Genomic DNA, 21,839 nt, shown 5'->3' with positions numbered 1-21,839 from the left:
GTTATCTCCCTATATTAACGTACAGCTAACCGAACCTAAGCGGTCAATATAGGCAGTCACATTATCGCCAGCTTGTACATTTACCATGGGGCCTAATGCACCCGATAAAATAACTTCTCCCGCTTTTAAACCAATCCCTTTTTCACACATCGTACGAGCTAACCACCAAGCAGCCTTTAAAGGATGTCCTAAACAAGCAACACCACTACCTTCGGATGCAATTTTATTATTGTGAAGAAGTTCCATCTTTACTTCTGCAAGATTGAACGTCCCGATTTCAATGGGTTGATTACCTAAAACGAATAAACCACAAGAAGCATTATCAGCAACCGTATCTTCTAAAGTGATTTTCCAATTATGAATCGCACTATCAACTATTTCTAAAGCAGGTAATGCGTAATCTAGTGTTGATAAAAACTCTGCCCATGATGGAATTGGCCCCTTTAAATCACGACCAACAATAAAAGCAATTTCCGCTTCAATTTTAGGTTGTAATAAATGGCTTACTGGAACCTCATCTCCATCAAGAAACTCCATGTCATCAAATAAAATCCCGAAATCTGGCTGATCAACCCCTAACTGCTCCTGTACTGCTTTAGAGGTTAAACCAACTTTTTTACCGATAATTCTTGCACCTTGGCTTAGTTTAAAATCGGTATTAATTTTGGCTACCGCATAGGCTTCATCTAAACCTGAAATTTTATATGACTGTGATATTTGCTCTATTGTCTGTCTGGAGTGTCTAGCATTTCGTAATGCAATTGCCGCAGTCTCTAAACGTACTTGATCATTGATGCTCATACGCTTGCCTCACTAACTACATGTAACTTACGCTGAGCCGTAGTTAAATCCAGCTGATGCTTAAGCTGCTGTATGGTTGAATTAATGTCGTCTTGGTTTACAACAGCAAAGGTAAATTTATCTGGCCGTAACAAGGCAATAGGCTGAGATGCTTTACATGCTTTTTTAAGCCAGCAGACCATATCACCAGCAATATCTTCAACTTCAATCACGTCAGGATTTAAATTCCGGCTGATATGACCTTGTGGACGATCAGAATATGGATACAAAGTAATAAATTTACAGCCTATTTGCTTCAATACTTGTTTTGACGTATTTGATAAACCAATTGTTGGATCTACTGATAATCCAATCAAAGAATAGTGCTCACCTAATAGAGAATCTAAAAGTTCAGGTCGCCCATCGAAACCACGGACTATAGGTTGTGGAGATAAACTACCTTCAGGGCTTAAACGATGTTTACGTGCCAAACCAAAATATTGACCTTTAGTGTAAATGGGTTTTGGTTTGAAGCCCCCTTCTTGTCCCCACTCTTTTAGTTTTGGAGTCGCAAGTACGCCTTTGATTACACCATCTCGAATTTTCCCAATCACAGGATTGGTCATTGAAACAAGATCTTTTAAGAGTACTGATCCTTGAATCATTGCCTTAGCATGATCACGACGTTCACTTTCATAGCTATCTAATAACTTATCTCCAGCCTGACCATTTAATACAGCACTCAGTTTCCAACCTAGATTCCCCGCATCTCGTATACCTGAGCTCGCACCTTGTCCCATAAATTGCGGAGTCATATGGGCTGCATCACCTGCCAAAAGTACACGTTTATCACGCCATTGATTAGCTACTAAAGCATTAAAGGTATAAACCAATTTACGCTTTACTTCGAAATCATCAGGATTCACAAATTTGGATAGCAACATGCGTACTGTTTCTGGTTGCTCCATATATTCTTTGGTTTGACCTTTTTTCAGCATAAACTCAAAACGATGAAATCCATTAGGCTGGACACAACTCACAACCGGCAAATCAGGATCAACAACAAAATTAAAATAAGGTAAATGGCGCAAACCTTTATTTCTGTCTTTCTGTTTTAAATCAACAACGAGCCATGGTTCTGGAAAGTTCTTTCCTGACATTTCAATACCCAACTTGGCACGCACTGTACTTCGACCACCATCTGCACCAACTAAATAACGGGCTGTGATCTGTTGAATATCAGTATCGTCCTGTACTTCGGTTTTAACATCTGATTCATCACTAAAACGATAGACTTGTGTTGCTTGATGGGTCACAGTGACACTATTTACATCCTGACTAAAATTAATCAGTTCTCGCCCACGTAAAATCTTAACGTTTGGATATTTGGCTAAACCATTTGTTAAAGAAGTTTCCAAATAAGGCTGATAATAGAAATTAACAACTGGCCAACCAAATGGACGCTTTAATGGTTTGTATTGAGCAATTACAGATCCATCTGGTCGAACTAACTGAACAGGTGTATCAATGAGCATATCCTTTTGTAACTCTTCAGCCATATCAATAGACTGAAAGATTCGCATACACTCATCATCGGTATAAACAGCCCGAGCATTACCATAAAATACGGGTTCACGTTCTAATACCAAAACTTGGTGTCCATATTTTCCTAAAACGTGTGCCAATACCAAACCAGTAGGTCCTAGACCTGCAATAATCACATCAACATTCAATGATGTAGATTTTTTTGTTTTTTGATCATTCATGTTTAGAGCCTCTAAAGCTAGATGGGAGAATATTCAGGGTGAATTGCCGTTGATATTCCCTGCTTAAAATTACTCAAATTTGTAGAGAACATATAAAGTTTAGTGGGGTTTTCAGGCTTGTGCCCCCAAGAACTGATCGCAAAATATTTGGTCGGTTTCCATGTTGTCTCGTTTACAACCAATGGAGCCCAACCTAGCTCAATTTCAAAGCCAGACGGACTGATCACATAAAATGACAGTTCTTTGTCATTTGGGTGTTGTCCAATTTCGTGAGCCATTTCATATCCAAGTTGCTTACAACGCTGAAAAGCACTAGACAAATCATCTAAAGACTCGCCTTGTAAATTCATATGCTGAACTTTGGTACGAATTGGGTCTAAAGGGATTTCTCTTGTGGTTGCGATCGCAATCGAATGATGGCGTTCATTAAGACGAAGAAAAGTAATATCTAAAGTGACACCACTGATCACCTGCTCAATATAATCACTAACTCTGGCATTAAATATTTCCTGCCAGAATCTTTGCATTTTCATAGGTTTTCTTGATGTAATGGCTACATGCCCCATACCAGCTTTGTCAGTAACAAAACTCGAAGTCAGCATATTTAAGGGTTCATCTGTCAACGTAGGTTCAACAAACAGCTCTATATTTTGTTTCTTAGGGCCTAAAATTCGCCAAAATTCTTTTACACCTCGTTGCTCAGCCTCAGCTAAACTACTTTTTTCTATAGTAATTTCACGTTCAGTTAACCGTTTTAAAATAATTTTCAGGGTTTCTTCATCTTCAACTTGCCACCCCAAAGCAACAAAGTCTTCTGCACTACCTTTTTGAATGATCAGACGTTTAGAATGCTTATCCATTCGAAAACTTATTTCATTAATAGACTTTTCATCCGCATTGAAATGCAAACCTAAACCCTGTTGCAGAAAAGTTTTCCAATCTTTTAATTTGTTTGATTCAATGACTGCATAACCCATGCGTACTGAACCAAAAATATCTCGATCAATTGTTGAGGTGTTCATTTTTCTTCCTCCTCAAACAATGTTCTGTCTATCAAAAAAATCTAGGCTAAGCTTGTTAAATTCGTCTGCTCTTTCCCACTGTACCCAATGCCCCGTATTAGCAAATAAATAAACATCACAATTTGGCATTATTTTCTGCAAAGTTAATGCGCCACTTGGACGATTAACCAAATCATTCGCACCCCATACTACTAATGTAGGAACTTTGCATTTTTTTAGTCTCGAATCACGAGTGAAGTCCATTCGGATTGCCCCTTTCAAACCCGTAGGTCTTCTTAATGGTGGGGCTGCAACGACTTCAGGATCAGTACTTGCTTGAAAACGCTCTCGAATAACACTTTCAGGAACTTGACTTCCATCAAATACAAGATATTCGCGGATAAAAGTTCTTAATTTATCGATGGTTGGTCCTTTACCGCCGTAGTAATTTAATAAACAGTTCAAACCTTTGGTTGGTAAAGCTTTAGTCGTATTAATACCGCCAGGGCCCATAAGAACTAAGCTCGAAACTCGTTCAGGTTGTTCTAAAGCCATGCGTAATCCGCAAGCACCTCCAAGTGAATTTCCAATGATGTGGACTTTCTGAATTTTTAACTGGTCAAGCAGACCAAACATAGCATCGGCTAAGTCACCAAATGGATCATTACGATTCACACCTTTTGAAGACTGACCATACCCCTGCATATCAGGTACAAGTACACGATATTTTTCCGCCAACGCATCTATATTCTTTGAATAATTCGACAATCCAGAAGCGCCTGGACCACCACCATGCAACATAAGGATAGGAAAACCTTTTCCTTGTTCATTAAGAAAAATTTGTCTATCACCAAATTTAACTGTTTGGGATATCAAGGTATTCGCTTTCATCATTTTATTTCTCAAATACTCCACAAAACAAATTTGAACATAAGTGTTCAAATTAATCAATATTTGTTCATATTTTTAAAAATTTATAATTTACAGATAGATAGGATTTTTATTTTTTAAAATTACTATTAAAAACATACATATAGTTAATTTTACAATAAATTTGATTTTTGAACACTTTTGTTTAATATTTTATATTCATGTTTATTTAGATGGATATAACTGTGATCGGATCACTTAGAACAAAATTAATATTTATGAGTTTAATGGCCCCAACTTCTTTAACTTATGCTTCTGGTATTTTTATAGATACACAGACTGCTGCAGGCGTGGGTTATGCCTTTGCAGGCTCGTCAGCACTCGCACAAAATGCTAGCGTGGTTGCCTATAACCCTGCTGCTATGATGGGTTTAAGTTCAGGTAATTATTTATCAGGTTCAGCATCTTACGTTGAGGCTACAACCGACTTCAAAGCAGAAAATACTTCATCAATTTCACCTATCGTTCCAGTAGGTAGCGTAGAAGCGAGTATTGATCGAGAATTTACAGTTCCAAGTGTTCAATATGTATATAGAAGTGACAAACCATTCGCTGTAGGGCTGAGTGTTTCTCCCTTATATGGAAATAAAGGATCATGGGACGATGACTTTGTTGGACGATATAAAGGATTAAAAACCGAAGTTACTGGTATTAATATGAACACATCACTAGCGTACGAGATCAATCCTCAGGTGATGATTGGAGTTGGGTTAAATTATCTCGATTTTGATGCCACTTTAACTAGAAAAGCTGCCCCTCTTATCAATACAAATGCACCTGTTTATTTAGGTGATGCTCAAGGTGAATTAAAAGGTGATGGAGACGGTTGGGCGGGAAATATTGGTATTTTTTTGAGGCCAACCGATAAACTAGATATAGGTTTAACCTATCGCTCTGAAACCAAGCTTAAACTAGATGGTTCTCTTACAGTAACAACACCTGCAACTGGCCTTAGTTACCCAGCAGAAGTCGATATAAAAATGCCGCAAAGTGCAAGTTTAGCAGGCGCATATCGCTTTACACCCCAATGGACCGCTCTCGCAGAAATAACTTGGACTGATTGGTCAGTATTACCAGAATTCAGTGCAGTCAATCCAGAAAATAATACAGTTGTTTATGAAGAACAACTACATTTTAAAGATGGTTTAAGATCAAGTTTAGGCGCTCTATATCAAGTTACCCCTGCTACACAACTTCGATTTGGTATGGCTTACGACAAATCTGTGGTTGACTCATCATCAGACCGAACTGTTCGTTTTCCTGACGCAGATAGAATCTGGCTTTCATTGGGTGCAGGTTTTCAGGTTAACAAGAATCTAAGTATGGATGTTGGTTATTCACATGTTTTTGCCAACGAAGCAACTATTGACAGCCAAACCATTGTGGCTGGTAAACCAACTATGCAAACACTTAAAGGAACTTTCGATACAAAAGCAGATATTTTTTCACTCCAATTGAATTATAAATTTTAATCAGATAGCCCGTATTAAACATACGGGCTATTTTCTCTAATTCCAATTTTTTAACTGTAGTATGAGAAATCTAAGTGAAATTATCTATTCTGGATGAGTTCATAATTGAAAGCATTCTAATACGTAACAATAAAAAAATATACAAAATAAATAAACATCAGTGTTCAATTTTGATCAATACTGTCCTAATATAATTTCATTAAGATTTTTTAGAAATGTAAGTATCTAAAATAAATTAAGGCTCTTTTGAGGATGAGATATGGCTAATACAATATTAAAGCAAGGGAGAATTGATGTTCATCATCATATTGTTCCTCCAGTTTTTAAAGATGCAATGCTAAAGAAAGGTATTGATAAAGTTGCTGGTGCCCCATTACCAGTTTGGACACCGACTCAATCTATTGAGATTATGGATCAGATTGGTACTGAGACTGCAATTGTCTCTTTATCTGCACCAGGCGTGTATTTTGGAAATGTTCAAGAAGCATGTACCTTAGCCCGTGCATGTAATGAATATACAGCTGAAATGCGGCAGAACTATCCAAACCGTTTTGGATTCTTTGCTGTTCTCCCAATGCCACTAACCGAACAAGCTTGTGCTGAAGCAATCTATGCCCTTGAAGTTCTTAAAGCAGATGGAATTGTTTTACTAGGAAGTACTAATGGTATTTTTCTAGGTGACAGTCGATTTGAAGAATTAATGTTTGAATTAAATAAACGTAAAGCCATCGTTTTTATACATCCTAACTTACATCAAACCAGTGAAAATTTAGGTCTTACTACCCCTGGATTTATTTTAGAATTTTTACCAGATACAACTCGTGCAGCGGTCAATCTCATCACATCCGGCGTTATGGAGCGTTATCCAGATATTCAGTTTATTTTAGCGCATGCTGGAGGGTTTTTACCTTACGTTGCTTGGCGAGTGTCTTTAGGCAACATGATGACAGAAATGAATAAAAATGCTCCTCAAGGAATCATGACTTATATAAAGCGTTTTTATTTTGATACAGCTTTATCGCCTTCACCATACGCAATGTCGGCATTAAAAGAACTTGTAGGCTCTGAAAGAATTTTATTTGGTAGTGATTTTCCATTTGCACCAGCTCCTGTGTCACATATGGAAGTAAATACACTAGATGAACTCAGTATTTTTAATGATACAGATCAATATAAAATTCAAAGAGGTAATGCTCTATCACTATTCCCACAGTATAAAAAAATAAATGAAGATGTTAGCCCACGACCTATTTATCAACAGGAATCATTAGGGAATAAATTTAAACGCTGGATGGTCCAACCCATTATCGCAATCGCTGAAAAAAAGCGGTCCCAATAATATTTGGTGAAATTGAATCTTATTTTCAAGTTATTCATCTTGAACTTCCAACTTAAAAAACTTGGAAGTTGAGTCGTTGTGACTATTAAATTCCTCATTGTTCATTCGAGAAACTATTGTTATGAAAAAATTTTTATTCTTATTTTTACTTAGCTCTTGTTCAGTTCATTCATTTGCTGCCGACAGACTTAATGGCACAGTTTGGAAAACCATTGATGATGAAACGAATCAGCCTAGAGCAATCGTAAAATTTAGTGAAGATAAGAATGGTAATTTGTCTGCCAACATTGAAAAAATACTTGTTTCAAGCGATGCCAATAAATGTACAAAGTGCGAAGGCGCTTATAAAAACAAGTCTTTAGTTGGTTTAACCATTGTCAGAAATTTGAAAAACTCTGGTCAAAATAACAAATATACGAATGGATCGATCCTAGATCCAAAGACAGGTAAGACATATAGCTTTAGTGCAACATTATCACCAGATGGACAAAAGCTTAGTGGCCGAGGATATATCGGTATATCTGCGCTAGGAAGAAATCAAACGTGGCTTCGAATTAAATAAACTTTAGAAAAGCTCTATTTATAAGATTACATGGTTTTTGATACGATTATTTATCTAAAGCCATGTAATTTAAATCATTATTTAGTTTGACTGATGTTAGCTTACTAGTAGTTTTCTAAATATTAAAAGATTATTACTTATTTAAAACTATCCGAGAATAATGCATATCTTTTTGCTTCATGTACTCAATTTTTTATTACTTTAATGCATCAAAAAATATTCAAGCAATCTCTCTTGCTCATTAGGATTAAATTCCAACCCTCTCATTTTTCAACTAGCTCAGGTTATAATAATGGACTCCCAAAATATTGTTGATCTATTATGAACGCCTCCAATGACCCTTTACACGGCAAAAAACTTGCTGACATTTTGGATGAATTATTGGATTACTACGGTGGATTTGAAGGCTTAAGTCGTAAAATTGAAATTAGATGTTTTTGTATAGATCCAAGTGTTAAATCATCATTGCGATTCTTACGTACCACGCCATGGGCACGTGAAAAAGTAGAAAGCTTATATTTGTATGTCTTACGCCAAAAAGCCAAACAGAAATCATAGCTATCAAAACTATAGCCTCAGCATTTTAATTAGTGGTGGACTGCCACCACTCTTCTAGACAAATTTAGTCTATTCTTTAGATCTTTTTAGTAGAAAAATATGTATTTATAGCTAGGTTCATGAACCAAATATTTTACAAGCTATCAATTTTGTGCTCTAAGTAATTAAATTTATTGTTTATTCAACATAAATTTAATTGTGAATTAGATTCTAGGTGAACATAAGTGCAGTAAGATATGTAGAAACCTACCTATATATGACTTTGGCTACTCTACGTTGCTGCTGCGCCGTTTATTGTTTGCTGCGGTCAATTATTAAGCTTGTGTCTCTGTCTGCTGAGCCTTCATGCTCTTAATTACCTTTGGGATAACCCTATTTCTAATTTTAGTCAGAATAATTCTCTAGGCAGCCTTCTACAAAATGTAATTACACTTTTATATTTGCCCTAGCGAGATGATCGACTCACTACATCCTAAATTCATGATCTGTATTTGTGGTTACTGGATACCTAGAGATTATTTTGCTAAATCGCCTTTTGGCTCCTAAAGTTTTTAATTTGCTTAGGCTAAATTGCAATACACAAAAAATTTTCTATGTTGTTGAAATTTATATAAATATTTTTAAAACCCTCTTTACATGCTCTTAAAAACTGATATAGTACGTGTGTGCAGCTATTCTTTAAATTTAACTCACTGATAGTGCTCAAATTATTTAAGCCATAGCTAAATCACAAAAAATAAGATCCAACTCAAAGCTGTCTTTTGACCTTTTCTTTTTAAATTTTTATTGAGGTGTCATATCTAATCTAAGCCAGATTCATAAAATAATTTTTATAATTTAAATAATGGATAATTAAATATGGATTGTTTTAAAACTATTTTATTGATTACAAGTGCCTGTTTAACCACAACTCTTTATGCCAAACAACAAGTAGTCTGTGTATTTGACCCAATTGGTAAATCTGGAGAAGCTTTTGCTTTAGCAAAGGATTATGCTCTTGAAGCTAAAAATTGGGGAGCTGATCTATCTTTAAAAGCATATGTTGATGAACGTGTTGCGGCTGAAGACTTAAAAGTTGGAAAATGTGATGGCGCTATTATTAGTGGTTTACGTGGCCGTCAATTTAATAAATACACAGGATCTTTAGATGCTGTTGGCGCATTAACAAATATGAAAACGGCAATTAATGCCTATAAGCTGTTGTCATCACCCATGGCCGCAAAAAACATGGTGGTAGGCCCTTACGAAATTGCAGGTTTAGGGACTATTGGCCCTGCATATTTATTTGTAAATGATAGAAGTATCAATACACTCGCTAAAGCTGCCGGTAAGAAAATTGGGGTATTTAAATATGATGAAGCTCAACCAAAGCTTGTGCAACAGGTTGGCGGTCAGGCTGTATCGGTAGACGTCACCAACGCTGGCGCAAAGTTTAATAACCATGAAATTGATATTGTACCCGCTCCTATTGTGGCATTTAAACCTTTTGAGCTATACAAAGGTTTAGGTGAAAAAGGAGCTATCGTTCGTTTTCCTTTGACTCAAATTTCAGCAAACTTCATTATTCGTAAAGACCAATTTCCAGCAGGTTTTGGGCAAAAGTCTCGGACTTGGGTAGCCAGCCAACTAAACAGAACGTTTGGCGTTATTGCTAAATATGAAAGTGATATTCCTTCAAAATACTGGATGGATATTCCTAAAAATGAACAATTAAACTATATGAAAATGATGCGTGAAGCACGTATACAGCTAACCAAAGCAGGTATTTACGACCCTAAAATGATGAATTTTTTGAAAAAGGTAAGATGTAAAGAAAACCCAATTAATTTTGAATGTGCGTTAAATGATGAATAAATTAAGCAAATTTCTTCTTTCATCATTAACTTAAACCAATTTTCTTACACGGATGTTCTGAAATACCCATGTTTATTTAATGAGCAGCTATTTTTTATTAAAATTTTCTTTTAACGCATCAATTAAGATATTTAATAAAGGTGCTTGCTCACGTCTGTGGGGATAATACAGATGATAAGGTTCATAGCTATGTCGCCAGTCCTTTAGCGTTTCTTCCAGTTCACCACTTTCAATATAAGGCTGAACCATATCAATAGGTAAATAAGCGATTCCTACACCGCTCCTTACTGCTTGAAGCACTGGAGATAAGGTTGTAAAAACGATTTTAGCATTAACAGTAATTATTTGTGTCTTACCTTGTTTGGTAAATTGCCAACGATAGAGTTCACCATGTGTGGGTAATCTTAAATTAATACAGTGGTATTCTACTAAATCTTTTGGATGCTTTGGGTGACCATAACGAGCTAAAAACTCTTTGGTTGCAACAGTGAGCATTTGTATTGGCTCACTCACCTGTAAAGCGATCATATCTTTAGAAACCAAACCGCCTCTTCTAAGTCCTGCATCAAAACGCCCTTCTACAATATCAACAAGACCATAATCAGATATGATCTCTACTGAAATTTTTGGAAATTGTTGTATGACTTTTTCAACTGCTGGCCATAAAACACTTTGTATTCCATATTCATCTGCGCTAATACGTAATGTTCCTGCTGGATCATTTTTTAAAGCACTAATTTGATTTATGCCATTTTCTATTTCTTCTATTGCAGGTTGAAGCAAATTTAATAGATATTCACCTGCTTCTGTCGGTGCGACACTTCTAGTAGTTCTTGATAATAGTTTTATGCCAATTCGGTCTTCTAAATTACGGAGTGTTTGACTAATGGCTGACTGTGACGTTCTGAGTTTTGCGGCTGCACGGGTAAAGCTACGTTCCTGAGCAACGACCATAAAAGTGTGTAAATCATTTAAATTTTCTTTCATTATTTATAAGTATTCAATATAAGTGCTATCTGATTATAGTGGATTATCATAATAAATCTCCACGGTTATATTAATTTCATCGACCTAGTTCTTCTTTCGGAGAGAAGATGATGAAAACTGTAACTTTCAAAAATAAAAACATCGATGTTTCTGCAACTATACGTTTTCCAAAAGATTTCGATGAAAACAAAACATATGCAGCCATTGTATGTGCGCATCCAATTAGTAGCTGTAAAGAACAAACTGCCGGCGCAATCTATGCTGAAAAACTCACTGAAGCTGGGTTTATTACTTTAGCATTTGATGCATCGTATCAAGGTGCTAGTGGTGGTGAACCTCGTTTTCTTGAAGACCCTGCAACACGTGTAGAAGATTTTCGCTGTGCAGCCGACTATTTAACAACGCTTACTTATGTTGATGAAAACCGTATTGGTGTATTAGGTGTGTGTGGTGGCGGTGGTTATGCTGTTAATGCTGCTATGACTGAACGCCGTTTTAAAGCAGTCGCAACTGTGGTTGCAGCAAACTATGGTCGTTTAATGCGTGAAGGCGACCAAACGCCTGAAGCTGCCATTAAAACTTTAGAAGCCATTGCAGCACAACGTACTGCGGAAGCTCGTGGTGCCGAACCGTTTATTACCCAGTACATTCCAAACTCACAACAAGAGCGTGAACAAGCTGGAATTCATGATATTGATATTAAAGAAGCTGTAGATTACTACAAAACCCCGCGCGGTCAGGCAGAAGGTTCACCAAATAAACTTCGCTTTTCAGGTTTAGCGGCTGCTGTTGGGTTTGATGCGTTTCATTTGGCAGATCACCTACTCACTCAACCCTTACAAATTGTGATTGGCGGAATTCCGGGAGGCTTCGGTTCATATCGTGACGGTTATGAGCTATATGGCAAAGCGGCTTCTAAAGATAAAAACCTCTTTGTGGTTAAAGATGCAAGCCACTATGACTTATATGATCAACCTGAACCTGTTGCTCAAGCCTTAGAAAAAATTATTCCATTTTTTCAAAAACATCTTTAATTCATAAATTGGAAAGTTTCCCAAGCGGGGAAACTTTCCAAATAGATAGGCTTTAGCGATAGTTAAACAAGCCTTTTATAATAAATCGCTGTGCCGTCATAGTTCCCGTTTGAACTTAATGCAAAACTTGGAATTACTCCCACACGAACAAATCCAATTTTGCTATATAAAAGTTCGGATACATCGCCTTCACGTGTATCTAAGACAAGTAAACGCAGACCTTTTTCTTTTGAAAAATTTTCTAGTTCATTCATTAGTAATATTGCTATTCCTTGTTTTCTTGCAGATGTAAGCACCATAAGTTTTTCAACTTCAGCTCTATGAACACCGTTCTTTTTACTCACTAAGGATAATTGAACACTACCAACAACCGTTCCTTCTTGTATGGCAATCCATAGACGGCTATTACCTTGTGTTAATTTATGGTTGACCTCACGCCAATAATTTAAGACATCGTTCTTTTCTATGGGAGCTAGAAAACCTATAGAAGCTCCACTATTGATAGAATCTTCTAACAGTAGCGATAAACCATCTTCATAATCGCCAATTTCTTTTATTTCTAAAATTTCGATATCTTTCATATTTCTTCTCAAATTTTTAGCCAGCAGAGACAATATCTATTGTCTAACCACTGGCTAAAAATTTATTTACAAACCAATTATGTTAGTAAATATCCCTTTAATTTTTATCATATTCTTTTAGACAAATACTGAAAAGAACACAATAAAAAAAGGTGCTAGTACTGTTAAGATAAATCCACTGAAAATAGCAATTTGAACATCTAATTGGGAGCAATTATTTTTTACAAATGGAAGTGTCGAATCCATAGCGGTAGCACCACACACCCCAATCACAGGATTCGGATAATTTCTTCCAAGAAGATATAATAATCCTATAGCATAAAACTCTCTGATTAAATCAGTAAGTAGAGCAAATGTACCTTGCTCTGGTCCTAAGATTTTGCCTATTAATGGTCCCGATAGAGAAAACCATCCAAAGCCACTTCCTAAAACTAGCAGTTCAAAAAAAGATTTATCTAAAATAAATTTTGCTACATAAGCCGAAACGAATAATGAAAGGATTGTAACTAAGGGTACCTTGAAGTGATTGATAGTTAGAGATTGAATCCTAATAGTTGATAAATCAATTCCCACTAAAAAAATTAAAATATAGAGTAAAATACTACTTATAACCTCACTACTCCAACCACTAGGCAGTAAGAGATATAAGATCATCCCAATAATAACCATAGAAATGGCAATCAAGCATTCTTTGATAGGTTTAAAAATCTCAGATAAAGATTTTTTATGTTCATTTACATTTTTAACCTTTTTAAATAGGAAAATAAAAGTAATTAAAGTGATTATTGTTGAATAAACAAAAGATTCTAAAATTACTTTTGTACCTAATTGCTTATCAAAAAGAATACTACCAAATTGAAATCCTATAGATATTAAAAGTAACCAAACTAGAATAGATATATAACTAACTAACTTATCTCTAGTATTACTATTTGCTGCTTGTCCGACTCCCCATCCTGAGACCAGAGCTAATAAGATAGGGAGTAATGAAAATATAAGGCTATTTATCATATGTTTTGTTTCGTTAGGGAATAATCAATTAAAATCATCCATCTTTCACCCATTAAATCATCTTGAGATGATTCAACTTTTTTAATTGGTGATACATAATGGCATACAGAAGAATCATGGACAGCAAAACTATCAGAAATATTTTTTAATGTAAAATGACTATAAATATTCTCTACATTAACTTCTTTTAAACTCTTATTCCTCTCACTTGGATGAGCTATATAATTCTCTCCTCCAACAATATTATTACTGCGATAAATTAAGTGAGCAAAAGTAAAAGGTTCTCCATCCTGATGAAAACAATCTGGTGAACTAATTCCTAAAATACAATTTGAATTAGAAGTTAATTTAACAAAATGTACCCCAATATAAATAGGAAGATAATGGTCATTTAGTCCGAATGTTAATTTATAATCATCAATAACTAATTGATTTAAATACTTAGTCTTTTTTACATCTTCACTTAAAGCATTAAAGTATCTGATAGAGCTATGTTCGGGGTTGTTATTTCCTTGGTCATATCCTGATAAATATTCACCATTATCATTTGCTACAGGCGGTAACCAAATTGGTTTTATCTCTTTTTCCCATGGCAATATTAAAGCATTTCCGTACCGACGAAAACGTTGAGTATCTGAGGGAGCAAATTGATCTTTTTCTAACATTTGAAACTCTTCAAATATTACTCTTTTTGAATCAGAATCAACCTCAGCAGCCTTATATTGTAAAAAGCCATTTTTTTCAAACGAACTTTTTAAAGCTAAAAAAGAATCTTGATAGTTAACATCCAAAAGTTCTTCTGAATTTATTGTGTTTGAATATGCAAAGTTTTTCATATTTTACCTATTTAAATATTATTGATTTATATTATGTGAAATAGCATTATACAGAACTGTCTGTACTGTTCAATATAAAAATAAGAATTCAAATGTGTATCCATGGCTTGTCCGAACTCAATCATCTACACAATTATTCAATGAATTATTTACCCCCATCCCCCTCAAAAACACCTCCAACACCCTTTCATCAACTTCATCCGAGCATAAACGCTGAATGATTGCACCATCAATCATATATAGAAATAATTTGACATCGGTAAAGGAAACATCGGAGTTAAGTGCTCTAAGCTGGCTATATATTTCATTGGTGAGCCATGTTCTATATCTCACGGCGGTTGTGTACGCGTTTGGATAGTTATTTTTCGTTTCAAAAATGGCTTTAAACAACAGGTAATACAGCCCGTCTATGTCTGAGTGTAAATCATAGAGCTTTTTGAGTTTATCGGCTGCGCTGATGTATTCGTCGTATTCGACCATAGACACCACTTTTTCTTGGAGTCGTTCTTTTTGTACGACTAGACAAATATCAATAAAGCGTTCTTTAGAGTGAAAGTAGCGATAAAACGTCATTTTGGTTATTTCGGACTCGCTCGTAAGTCTGTCGATACCGACCAAATGAAAGCCGTGGTAATGGAACAGCTCAATTGCTTTATTTACGACGTTAAAAGCACGTGTTGGGAGAGTTAAATTTTGCATATTTTTACCGTTATAAAAAATTATTGTTGTATATAAATGAGATATAAAAGCCTTCCACTTTTCTAAAGGTGAAAAAAGGCGTAGCAAAGCCGTAAAGACTGTGCCGAGCACATCTCAAGTTTTAGTTGTTGATGAAAGTTTTAAGTAATAACGAGCTAAAGCCTGAAAAAGCCTTACGGCGATCAAGCTGCGTTAAATGTTTTAAGCTGTGTTGTTATAGCTTTTGGCAAAGGTTGCCAAGAAATTATGGATGCGCAAAGCCAACTCCTTATATATGGAGTTCTGCCAGAGCATAAGATTTATGGTGGCAGAACGGAAGAGGGTTAGCAGACTGGTTTCGACTCCAGCACACCCGAGGGTGTCCCTCTCCCGTCCTACCGCTACGGGAGGGAACTGGGAGTGCGCGCACAAAACTATTCCTCAGAAGAAATAATTCCTGATGCGGTCGAAACAAACGGTCTGCTAAAACCGACTGGCAATGTAGGCCAGCCCGCAAATGGTAATCTTCAATATTTGAGGTGTCAATGTGAAATTGGCTAGAAATTATTTAAATAGTTATTATTTTTCATTTAATTAGATAATTAAGGAAACTCTTAAGTAATATTTACAATCATCTTTTATATCATTAAGTTAAAGTTTAAAATTTCAAAACTTAAGGGCTGGTTTTGTTCTTATTAAACAAGAAGGAATAAATAAAAATGAGCAATTACTCTTATGCCTAACTTAAGTATTCAGTATAAAATTATGACCTAAGCGACCATCTTACAAATTAGGCCGCGTCATATACTTAAAGTGATAAGAGTAAAAAATGACTCAAAATCAAGTTGAACTCGCAGAGACATTGTCTAAAGAATCTCATCAAGGTCAAAAGTATGGCCCTCATGATTACTTTGAGTACCATATTAAAGGTGTGGTCAATTCATTAATTAAGCATCAATTTTCAGAAATCTACATTATTACCGCCCTTCTACACGATAGTGTTGAAGACACGCCTCTTACGCTAGACAAAATCGAAAGCTTATTTGGAAAAGAAATCCGCGATGCTGTAGATGCATTAACTAAACGAGAAGATGAAACACGCGAAGAATATTTAATTCGTTGTGGTTTGAACCCGATCGCTCGAGTGGTGAAACTCCATGATGCAGCCTTTAATGCACATAACTCACATAAAGACAATAATCACTCACGTGTCGATTATTACCTTCAAACCATGTTAGCTGTTTCAACGGCGCAAGATAGGTTGGCCTAAAGGGTCAAATTTACTAGGTTTATTAAATCAAAAACGTTTTATCTTGATTTTGTAACGTAATCAAAATCACTATTAAAAAGTCTCTTGCTCTAGCGAACATTCATCATTTTGCGCATATATTTGCTCAAATTTATTTAACATTCATAAGAATTGAGCAAATTTTTGCGCATTAATGACCTACGGCGAAGCTATATAAGGGTTAAATACGCCCAACTTCTAAGTACGGAATCAGGTTTTTATCAAAATTTGGTCTTGGGTCACCCTCATAACTAATAAAACCATGCATACCCGTTAAACGCTCCCCTTTATAAAACTGATTTAACTGATAACGCGGGTCTTTATGAGAAAGCGTAAAACTCACCACACCAACGCCCTGTTGTTTTGACAGGTTATAAGCGTCTTCGAGCATTTTATGATGCAAAGCCAAATCTTCGGGATGGCACATAAGTGTATGCAATACATGGTACTGAATAGAATCACCCAGTTTAGGCAAACGCATGCCTTTGGTAATTGGGGTTAGCAAGTTATAAACGGGTCTAAGCACACCTATAGCCGAACTATAATTTAGAATCTTGGTTTGCTTAATACTATGCTGATCCCACAAGCCAAACATACCCACCAGTTTTTCACCCTTAAAGTAAAGTGAAAAGTCAGATAGTTTCATGCCTGAAAAATACTGATGACCTTGGGCGAGTTCTTCAAAGTCATAGGCAGGTATAAAGTTATAGTGTTCTGCCATGTCGGCAATAAACTGATTCATGGCTTCCACATGTTTAGCTTCGGCTATACAACTCTGAATCTCTTGAACATTACTCTGTTTAGAAGTCTGCTTTAGAAAAGCCGTGATTTTTCGTTTTGCACCTGTACTCGTCAGGCTGAGTGTCTCTATAAGCCCTTCATCATAATAATCGGGCATTCCCGTTTTACCCGTTTGTATAGCGGCGCGTGCGGCATGGTTATCATCAAAAATAATCATCTGGCTAAAGTTGGGTGCATGCATGGTCTGTTTTACATGCTTGGCTAATACCTTCACCAGTGATTTACCCCGATAACTATGATCTACCCGTAAGTCTCCAGCATATCGTAAGTTTTGAACGCTCCGATCGACATAACAAGGACGATAGCCATTGCTATAACAAGCGAGCTTCTTTTGACTCTCGGTGTCTTCAATCACAACATGTAGTTTATGCCGATAGACAATATCAGACGCTCTAAAATAACTCGGTTCACGCTGAAAGCTAATTTGTATACCTTTGGTGGTCATCGGTACGGCGATTAACTCTCGTAAAGCCTCGTCATCTGCCAAAGTTGCTTCACGGGTAATCAGGGTATTTTCTGCCAGTGGTGTATTTGTTTTATTCATTATTCACCTGTTGTGCGGTCTGCATAGGAACCAAACTATTTAAACGTCCCATTTGGTCGAGTAACTGATAGACAAATACCACTTCGTCTTGGTCATTTACGGTTTTTTGGGTTTGAGCATCGAGTAGCTTCTGCTCGGTATTAAGCAAATCAAAAGTGGTTTTGGTGCCTACATCAAACTCTTTACGTGTATAGACAAAGGCAATAGACGCTGCCTCTATGGCATTTGCCAATGCATCTTTATTTTGTCGGATGGTTTGAAGCTGCGCATAGGTGGTACGGGTACGTTTATTTAAGTCCAGTTCAAGACTTCGTATTTTCTGATGAGCCAAATCGATATCAGCCTGCGCTTTTTTGACATTGGCGCGATTTAAGCCATCGTCATAGAGCGGTACATTGAGCTGTAACCCGACCATATAGTTGTTACTTTCAGAACCAATATAACTTGCTTCATCCTGCTTTCCTGCACGACTGGTCAGCATAACCGTTGGCCAGAGTTCTCGTTTAGTTAAAGCATATTGTTTCTCGGCGGCTTGCATTTCATATTTAGCGCGCATTAAAGCCGGATGATTCTTGGTTTGCGCCAAAATCTCATCTAGCCCATTTGGTATAGCAGGCAATTGTTTAATCGCAACAAGGTTGTCAGGTGTTGTACCAGTTACTTGATAAAACTGTGCTTCACTCACGGTCAAGTTAGACTGCGCCTGTGTAATATCGGCTTGGCCTTGCGCGACTTGTGCCAAAACCTGAGCCAAGTCTGCACGGGTAATCATACCGACATCAAAACGGCGCTTTGACTCATATAAAGACCGTTGCAGGTTCGCCATAGTCTTTTGTCTAAGTTCTAAAATGGCTTTCTTTTTTAATACGTCGGTATAGACCATCACGGTATTTAAAATGGTTTCCGACCGTTGATCTGACAAGCCTTGGTGTTGGGCGGAAAGCTGACTCTCGGCAATATCTACCCCCAAGCGATGCCGCCCAGAGGTATAAATCGGATAATCAGCCTGTAACTGCAAACTTCGTCCTTTACGGTTTCCTTCGGTTGGAAACATGACTTTTGGCGGTGTATCTATTCGTTCATAGTCAAGCTGCCCAACTAAATTGACTTTGAGTCCATCGCGCTGTTTAGCTTGCTCAAGCATAGCGGTAGACTGGTTTACGCTTAAACGGCTGACTTCAAGCTGACTTTCATGTCTTAAACTGGCAGACAAAGCCTCGTCTAAAGTCATGGCATATGTATTCGACACAACCAACACACCTAAATACAAGGCGTGTCGAAGTGTTAAAAATCGAGTATTAAATGACTTCATCCCTTTCATAGTTGTTCCAAACTATTGAGGGTGACTTTTTTAAGTGGCTCAGGTTTGATATTGCCTTCGATAATGCCATCAAACATGACCAGTTGCTTATACGCATTCCAGCCGTTATTGGCTTGACGAATTTGAGGCTGGTCGAGCTGCCCCAAGTTTCGTGCAAGTTCATAATGGAAGTTTTGACGTAAGATACTATCGATATATTCATTGCTAATGCTGTGATGAATTTCACCTTCAAAAAGCACGCAATAAAATGGTTTAACTTGTTGTTGGGTATCAATCGCAAGTAAGGAAATCGCTTTAGATTCCGTTTCATTTAACTGAGACAACAACTGCTGAGCAGTTTCAGGTGCAAGTTTCTCACCAACCAGATCTACACCAAAACGGCGACCTTGGAACTCAAAACACGGGATTTGCTCTAAAAAGCCAGTCACTTTTAAGCAATCGTCTAGACAGTAACGCAGTAAGCCATTACCCGAAGTAATGAGTGGGCTGACCACGTCCCCTTGTTTAAGCTGCCATGAAGGAATGATTTGACCTTGTTTCTCACCCTCTAAATATTCAAACTCATAGAAATGACTTTGGTAGGCCAATGGGTATTGGTTGTTATAGGGAATAGTCACTACACCTTCGGTCGCCCATAGTCCTTTACCTTCAAACTGAACACTGGGTAACTTCTCTTTTAATTTTTCTGCCCAAGCTTTTGAACCAGCAGTGTCCCAACTCGACACTAAACTTAACTTTGGCCAAAGCTTTTTAAAGTCGATCTGTGCGCTGTTTGAACTTGCAATTAAGGCTTGAGCACTTTCAGCACTATGTGGTGCAGTGACTTCTTTTAAGGAAGCCTCACGATTGCCCCATTTGCCACTGTTAAGCACTTCAACCACATCTTTTTGCAATGACTCCAAACGCTCCAGCAATTGCAGCGCAAAAGTCGGACTCCATACCGAAATCATGGCTAAGTTACGGTTTGCGACCAAATAACAAATGGTGGCAAACAGTGCATCGTCAGCATTGGCTGCAAAGGCAACGTTACTTGGAACGGCTTGGGTAAACTTAGATAAAATGCGCTTACCTACACCAAGTAGCGCACTGTCATCATTTAAGTTTTTGTCTTTTAAAACTTCACGCTGACTTTCAGGCAACCATGACACCGACCAGTAATGTGTACCTGAACTCAGCTCTGGGCATTTACGGTATAGACTTGCCATCCACGGCGCAATCGCATGGTCAAGTTCATCTAAAAACAGCTTGGTGTATGGAATAAACTTAATTTGTTCACTCGAACCACTGGTCGGCTGGAAACGAACCAGCTTACTGCTAGAGAGTGAAAGCTTTTGTTCACGGTAAAGCTGAATGTCTTCTCGCCATGCGCTATAGCGAGTCGCAGGAAAGGCTTTTACAAACTGCTCATAGTTTTGAACCTTTTTATCTTTGGCAAACGTAGAAGTCTGTAATATTGAATGCAAAATTTGACGTTGTGTGGTCTCTAAAGCATTAAACTGTTTTTGGAAGTTACGATCAGATGCATCACACCATTTTTTTAAAATAAGATGTGAGCCAAGAGTCAGCCATTCATTAGATTTCATTGGATAGCCTCTCTACGTTTTGTTTTATGAGTTATACGTGCTGCTTCACATTTACCTTTACTGGTCGGCTTCGTCATGAGCTTGACGGGAAAACGGGCAATATCTTTCCAGCCCAAACGACCTATACATGGCAGTTCTGTGCCTGCTTTCCAAGTGGGATTTTTTTGTTCAAAGAAATGAATGTTTGGATTCTTTTCTCTCATTTCGGCGGTAATCGGTGCAACTTCGCCTTTTAATGGCTGGTAGTCATCACCAAAGTTGAGTAAGCCTGCTTCACGGTCGTAGTATTCACCAAAGAATTTTTCACAGTAGTGCTCAACCACTTCCAAGAGATGTTGATTTTCATCTTTAATATTTGGGTAATACACATAGTAATTATTGGCAAGTAATAGATAGGTCTTATAGCCCTTAGAAATAAGTAACCAATAAAGTTCGTTAAAAGGATATTTGATTCGAAGCTTAATCATGAGCTTGAGCATGGTACTTTGTAAGCTACGCGTGCCCCAGAACTTCTTCAAAATAACCGTATCACCGCTAAACAACACGGTGTAGTCTTTACCGTTTAAGTAGAAGTGCTGCACCATCACAGTCGAGAAACCCACAATCTCATCTGTTTCTGAGTCAAAAATTAAGATCGCACCGCTTTTATTTTTAAAATCGTCTACAAAAATAGAAAATCTGGTATTTTCATAATACTGTTCGTAAATGGAATACATCACTTTTAGTCGATCAGTATCAATTTGCTCTCTTTCAAAATATTGCCCATAAGTTGTGTTTTTCAGGTTCAATTTTGAAATCAGTTTATATGTTGTATTAATCATAATACTTTAATCTCCCACATCCAGATCTGTGAGTTCCGCTCGCTCGTACGACGATGTTAGAAACTCGTATAAATGTTCTTTTTCTAAGAAGG

Annotated in this window: 20 protein-coding genes; 7 read left to right on the top strand and 13 right to left on the bottom strand. The window is 37.0% G+C overall.

Features of this window, described 5'->3' with window-relative positions; translation table 11 throughout:
* Positions 1–9 precede the first annotated feature (9 nt).
* The 4 genes from I8T81_RS09220 to I8T81_RS09205 are packed head-to-tail and all read right to left on the bottom strand — an operon-like array spanning position 10 to position 4,441.
* Positions 10–801: a 2-keto-4-pentenoate hydratase gene (locus I8T81_RS09220; RefSeq protein WP_198072700.1), complete on the bottom strand. Its 792-nt coding sequence runs from the start codon at positions 799–801 to the stop codon at positions 10–12.
* Positions 798–2,546, bottom strand: coding sequence for a bifunctional 3-(3-hydroxy-phenyl)propionate/3-hydroxycinnamic acid hydroxylase MhpA (gene mhpA / locus I8T81_RS09215; RefSeq protein ID WP_198072699.1), 1,749 nt, complete (start codon positions 2,544–2,546; stop codon positions 798–800). The genes I8T81_RS09220 and mhpA overlap by 4 nt, the downstream gene beginning before the upstream one ends.
* Before the next feature lie 17 nt (positions 2,547–2,563).
* A complete protein-coding gene (locus I8T81_RS09210; protein WP_198072698.1) occupies positions 2,564–3,568 on the bottom strand; it encodes a VOC family protein in 1,005 nt (334 codons plus the stop codon).
* Between the two features lie 12 nt (positions 3,569–3,580).
* Entirely contained in the window at positions 3,581–4,441 is an 861-nt protein-coding gene (locus I8T81_RS09205; protein ID WP_198072697.1) for an alpha/beta fold hydrolase, read from the bottom strand.
* Between the two features lie 254 nt (positions 4,442–4,695).
* Between I8T81_RS09205 and I8T81_RS09200 the strand changes: the two genes are divergently transcribed.
* From I8T81_RS09200 to adeT1, 5 genes are all read left to right on the top strand, one after another.
* Positions 4,696–5,949: an OmpP1/FadL family transporter gene (locus I8T81_RS09200; RefSeq protein ID WP_227602161.1), complete on the top strand. Its 1,254-nt coding sequence runs from the start codon at positions 4,696–4,698 to the stop codon at positions 5,947–5,949.
* A gap of 259 nt (positions 5,950–6,208) precedes the next feature.
* Complete coding sequence (locus I8T81_RS09195) at positions 6,209–7,288, top strand: amidohydrolase family protein (RefSeq protein WP_198072695.1); 1,080 nt, start codon at positions 6,209–6,211, stop codon at positions 7,286–7,288.
* Positions 7,289–7,409: 121 nt separating this feature from the next.
* Positions 7,410–7,850, top strand: a complete 441-nt coding sequence (locus I8T81_RS09190) for a DUF2147 domain-containing protein (protein WP_198072694.1) — start codon at positions 7,410–7,412, stop codon at positions 7,848–7,850.
* Between the two features lie 321 nt (positions 7,851–8,171).
* The gene (locus I8T81_RS09185) at positions 8,172–8,408 is read left to right on the top strand and encodes a VF530 family protein (protein ID WP_003651786.1); all 237 of its coding nucleotides are present in this window, start codon (positions 8,172–8,174) and stop codon (positions 8,406–8,408) included.
* A gap of 858 nt (positions 8,409–9,266) precedes the next feature.
* Positions 9,267–10,262 carry a putative multidrug efflux protein AdeT1 gene (gene adeT1, locus I8T81_RS09180; RefSeq protein ID WP_198072693.1) on the top strand — a complete coding sequence of 332 codons (996 nt, stop codon included), beginning with the start codon at positions 9,267–9,269 and terminating at the stop codon, positions 10,260–10,262.
* A gap of 87 nt (positions 10,263–10,349) precedes the next feature.
* Here adeT1 and I8T81_RS09175 read toward each other — a convergent pair whose 3' ends face one another.
* Positions 10,350–11,249, bottom strand: coding sequence for a LysR family transcriptional regulator (locus I8T81_RS09175; RefSeq protein WP_033850090.1), 900 nt, complete (start codon positions 11,247–11,249; stop codon positions 10,350–10,352).
* A 110-nt stretch (positions 11,250–11,359) separates the two neighbouring features.
* On the opposite strand from I8T81_RS09175, the gene I8T81_RS09170 reads away from it, so the two are divergent.
* Positions 11,360–12,283, top strand: coding sequence for an alpha/beta hydrolase (locus I8T81_RS09170; RefSeq protein WP_198072756.1), 924 nt, complete (start codon positions 11,360–11,362; stop codon positions 12,281–12,283).
* Positions 12,284–12,345: 62 nt separating this feature from the next.
* Here the strand turns inward: I8T81_RS09170 and I8T81_RS09165 are convergent, their stop codons facing one another.
* From I8T81_RS09165 to I8T81_RS09150, 4 genes are all read right to left on the bottom strand, one after another.
* A complete protein-coding gene (locus I8T81_RS09165) occupies positions 12,346–12,864 on the bottom strand; it encodes a GNAT family N-acetyltransferase (RefSeq protein WP_198072692.1) in 519 nt (172 codons plus the stop codon).
* 117 nt (positions 12,865–12,981) lie between these two features.
* Positions 12,982–13,875 (bottom strand): lysine exporter LysO family protein, encoded by an 894-nt coding sequence (locus I8T81_RS09160; RefSeq protein ID WP_198072691.1) that lies wholly within the window; start codon positions 13,873–13,875, stop codon positions 12,982–12,984.
* A complete protein-coding gene (locus I8T81_RS09155) occupies positions 13,872–14,711 on the bottom strand; it encodes a 2OG-Fe dioxygenase family protein (RefSeq protein ID WP_198072690.1) in 840 nt (279 codons plus the stop codon). Before I8T81_RS09155 ends, I8T81_RS09160 begins: the two co-directional genes overlap by 4 nt.
* Positions 14,712–14,828: 117 nt before the next feature.
* Positions 14,829–15,410: a TetR/AcrR family transcriptional regulator gene (locus tag I8T81_RS09150; RefSeq protein ID WP_198072689.1), complete on the bottom strand. Its 582-nt coding sequence runs from the start codon at positions 15,408–15,410 to the stop codon at positions 14,829–14,831.
* Positions 15,411–16,218: 808 nt separating this feature from the next.
* On the opposite strand from I8T81_RS09150, the gene I8T81_RS09145 reads away from it, so the two are divergent.
* Complete coding sequence (locus tag I8T81_RS09145) at positions 16,219–16,659, top strand: HD domain-containing protein (protein WP_198072688.1); 441 nt, start codon at positions 16,219–16,221, stop codon at positions 16,657–16,659.
* Positions 16,660–16,858: 199 nt separating this feature from the next.
* Here the strand turns inward: I8T81_RS09145 and I8T81_RS09140 are convergent, their stop codons facing one another.
* From I8T81_RS09140 to I8T81_RS09125, 4 genes are read right to left on the bottom strand one after another with little or no spacing between them, the layout of a single operon-like run.
* Positions 16,859–18,022 (bottom strand): hypothetical protein, encoded by a 1,164-nt coding sequence (locus I8T81_RS09140; protein ID WP_198072687.1) that lies wholly within the window; start codon positions 18,020–18,022, stop codon positions 16,859–16,861.
* Positions 18,015–19,343, bottom strand: a complete 1,329-nt coding sequence (locus I8T81_RS09135) for a TolC family protein (RefSeq protein WP_198072686.1) — start codon at positions 19,341–19,343, stop codon at positions 18,015–18,017. The genes I8T81_RS09140 and I8T81_RS09135 overlap by 8 nt, the downstream gene beginning before the upstream one ends.
* Positions 19,340–20,926, bottom strand: coding sequence for a GH3 family domain-containing protein (locus I8T81_RS09130; RefSeq protein ID WP_198072685.1), 1,587 nt, complete (start codon positions 20,924–20,926; stop codon positions 19,340–19,342). The genes I8T81_RS09135 and I8T81_RS09130 overlap by 4 nt, the downstream gene beginning before the upstream one ends.
* Positions 20,923–21,714, bottom strand: a complete 792-nt coding sequence (locus I8T81_RS09125; protein WP_198072755.1) for a hypothetical protein — start codon at positions 21,712–21,714, stop codon at positions 20,923–20,925. The genes I8T81_RS09130 and I8T81_RS09125 overlap by 4 nt, the downstream gene beginning before the upstream one ends.
* Between the last annotated feature and the right edge of the window lie 125 nt (positions 21,715–21,839).

Source organism: Acinetobacter seifertii, from assembly GCF_016064815.1.
GTDB classification, from domain to species: Bacteria; Pseudomonadota; Gammaproteobacteria; order Pseudomonadales; family Moraxellaceae; genus Acinetobacter; species Acinetobacter seifertii.
Note: the sequence above shows the minus strand (reverse complement) of the source record. Positions and strands in the feature narration are given on the sequence as shown.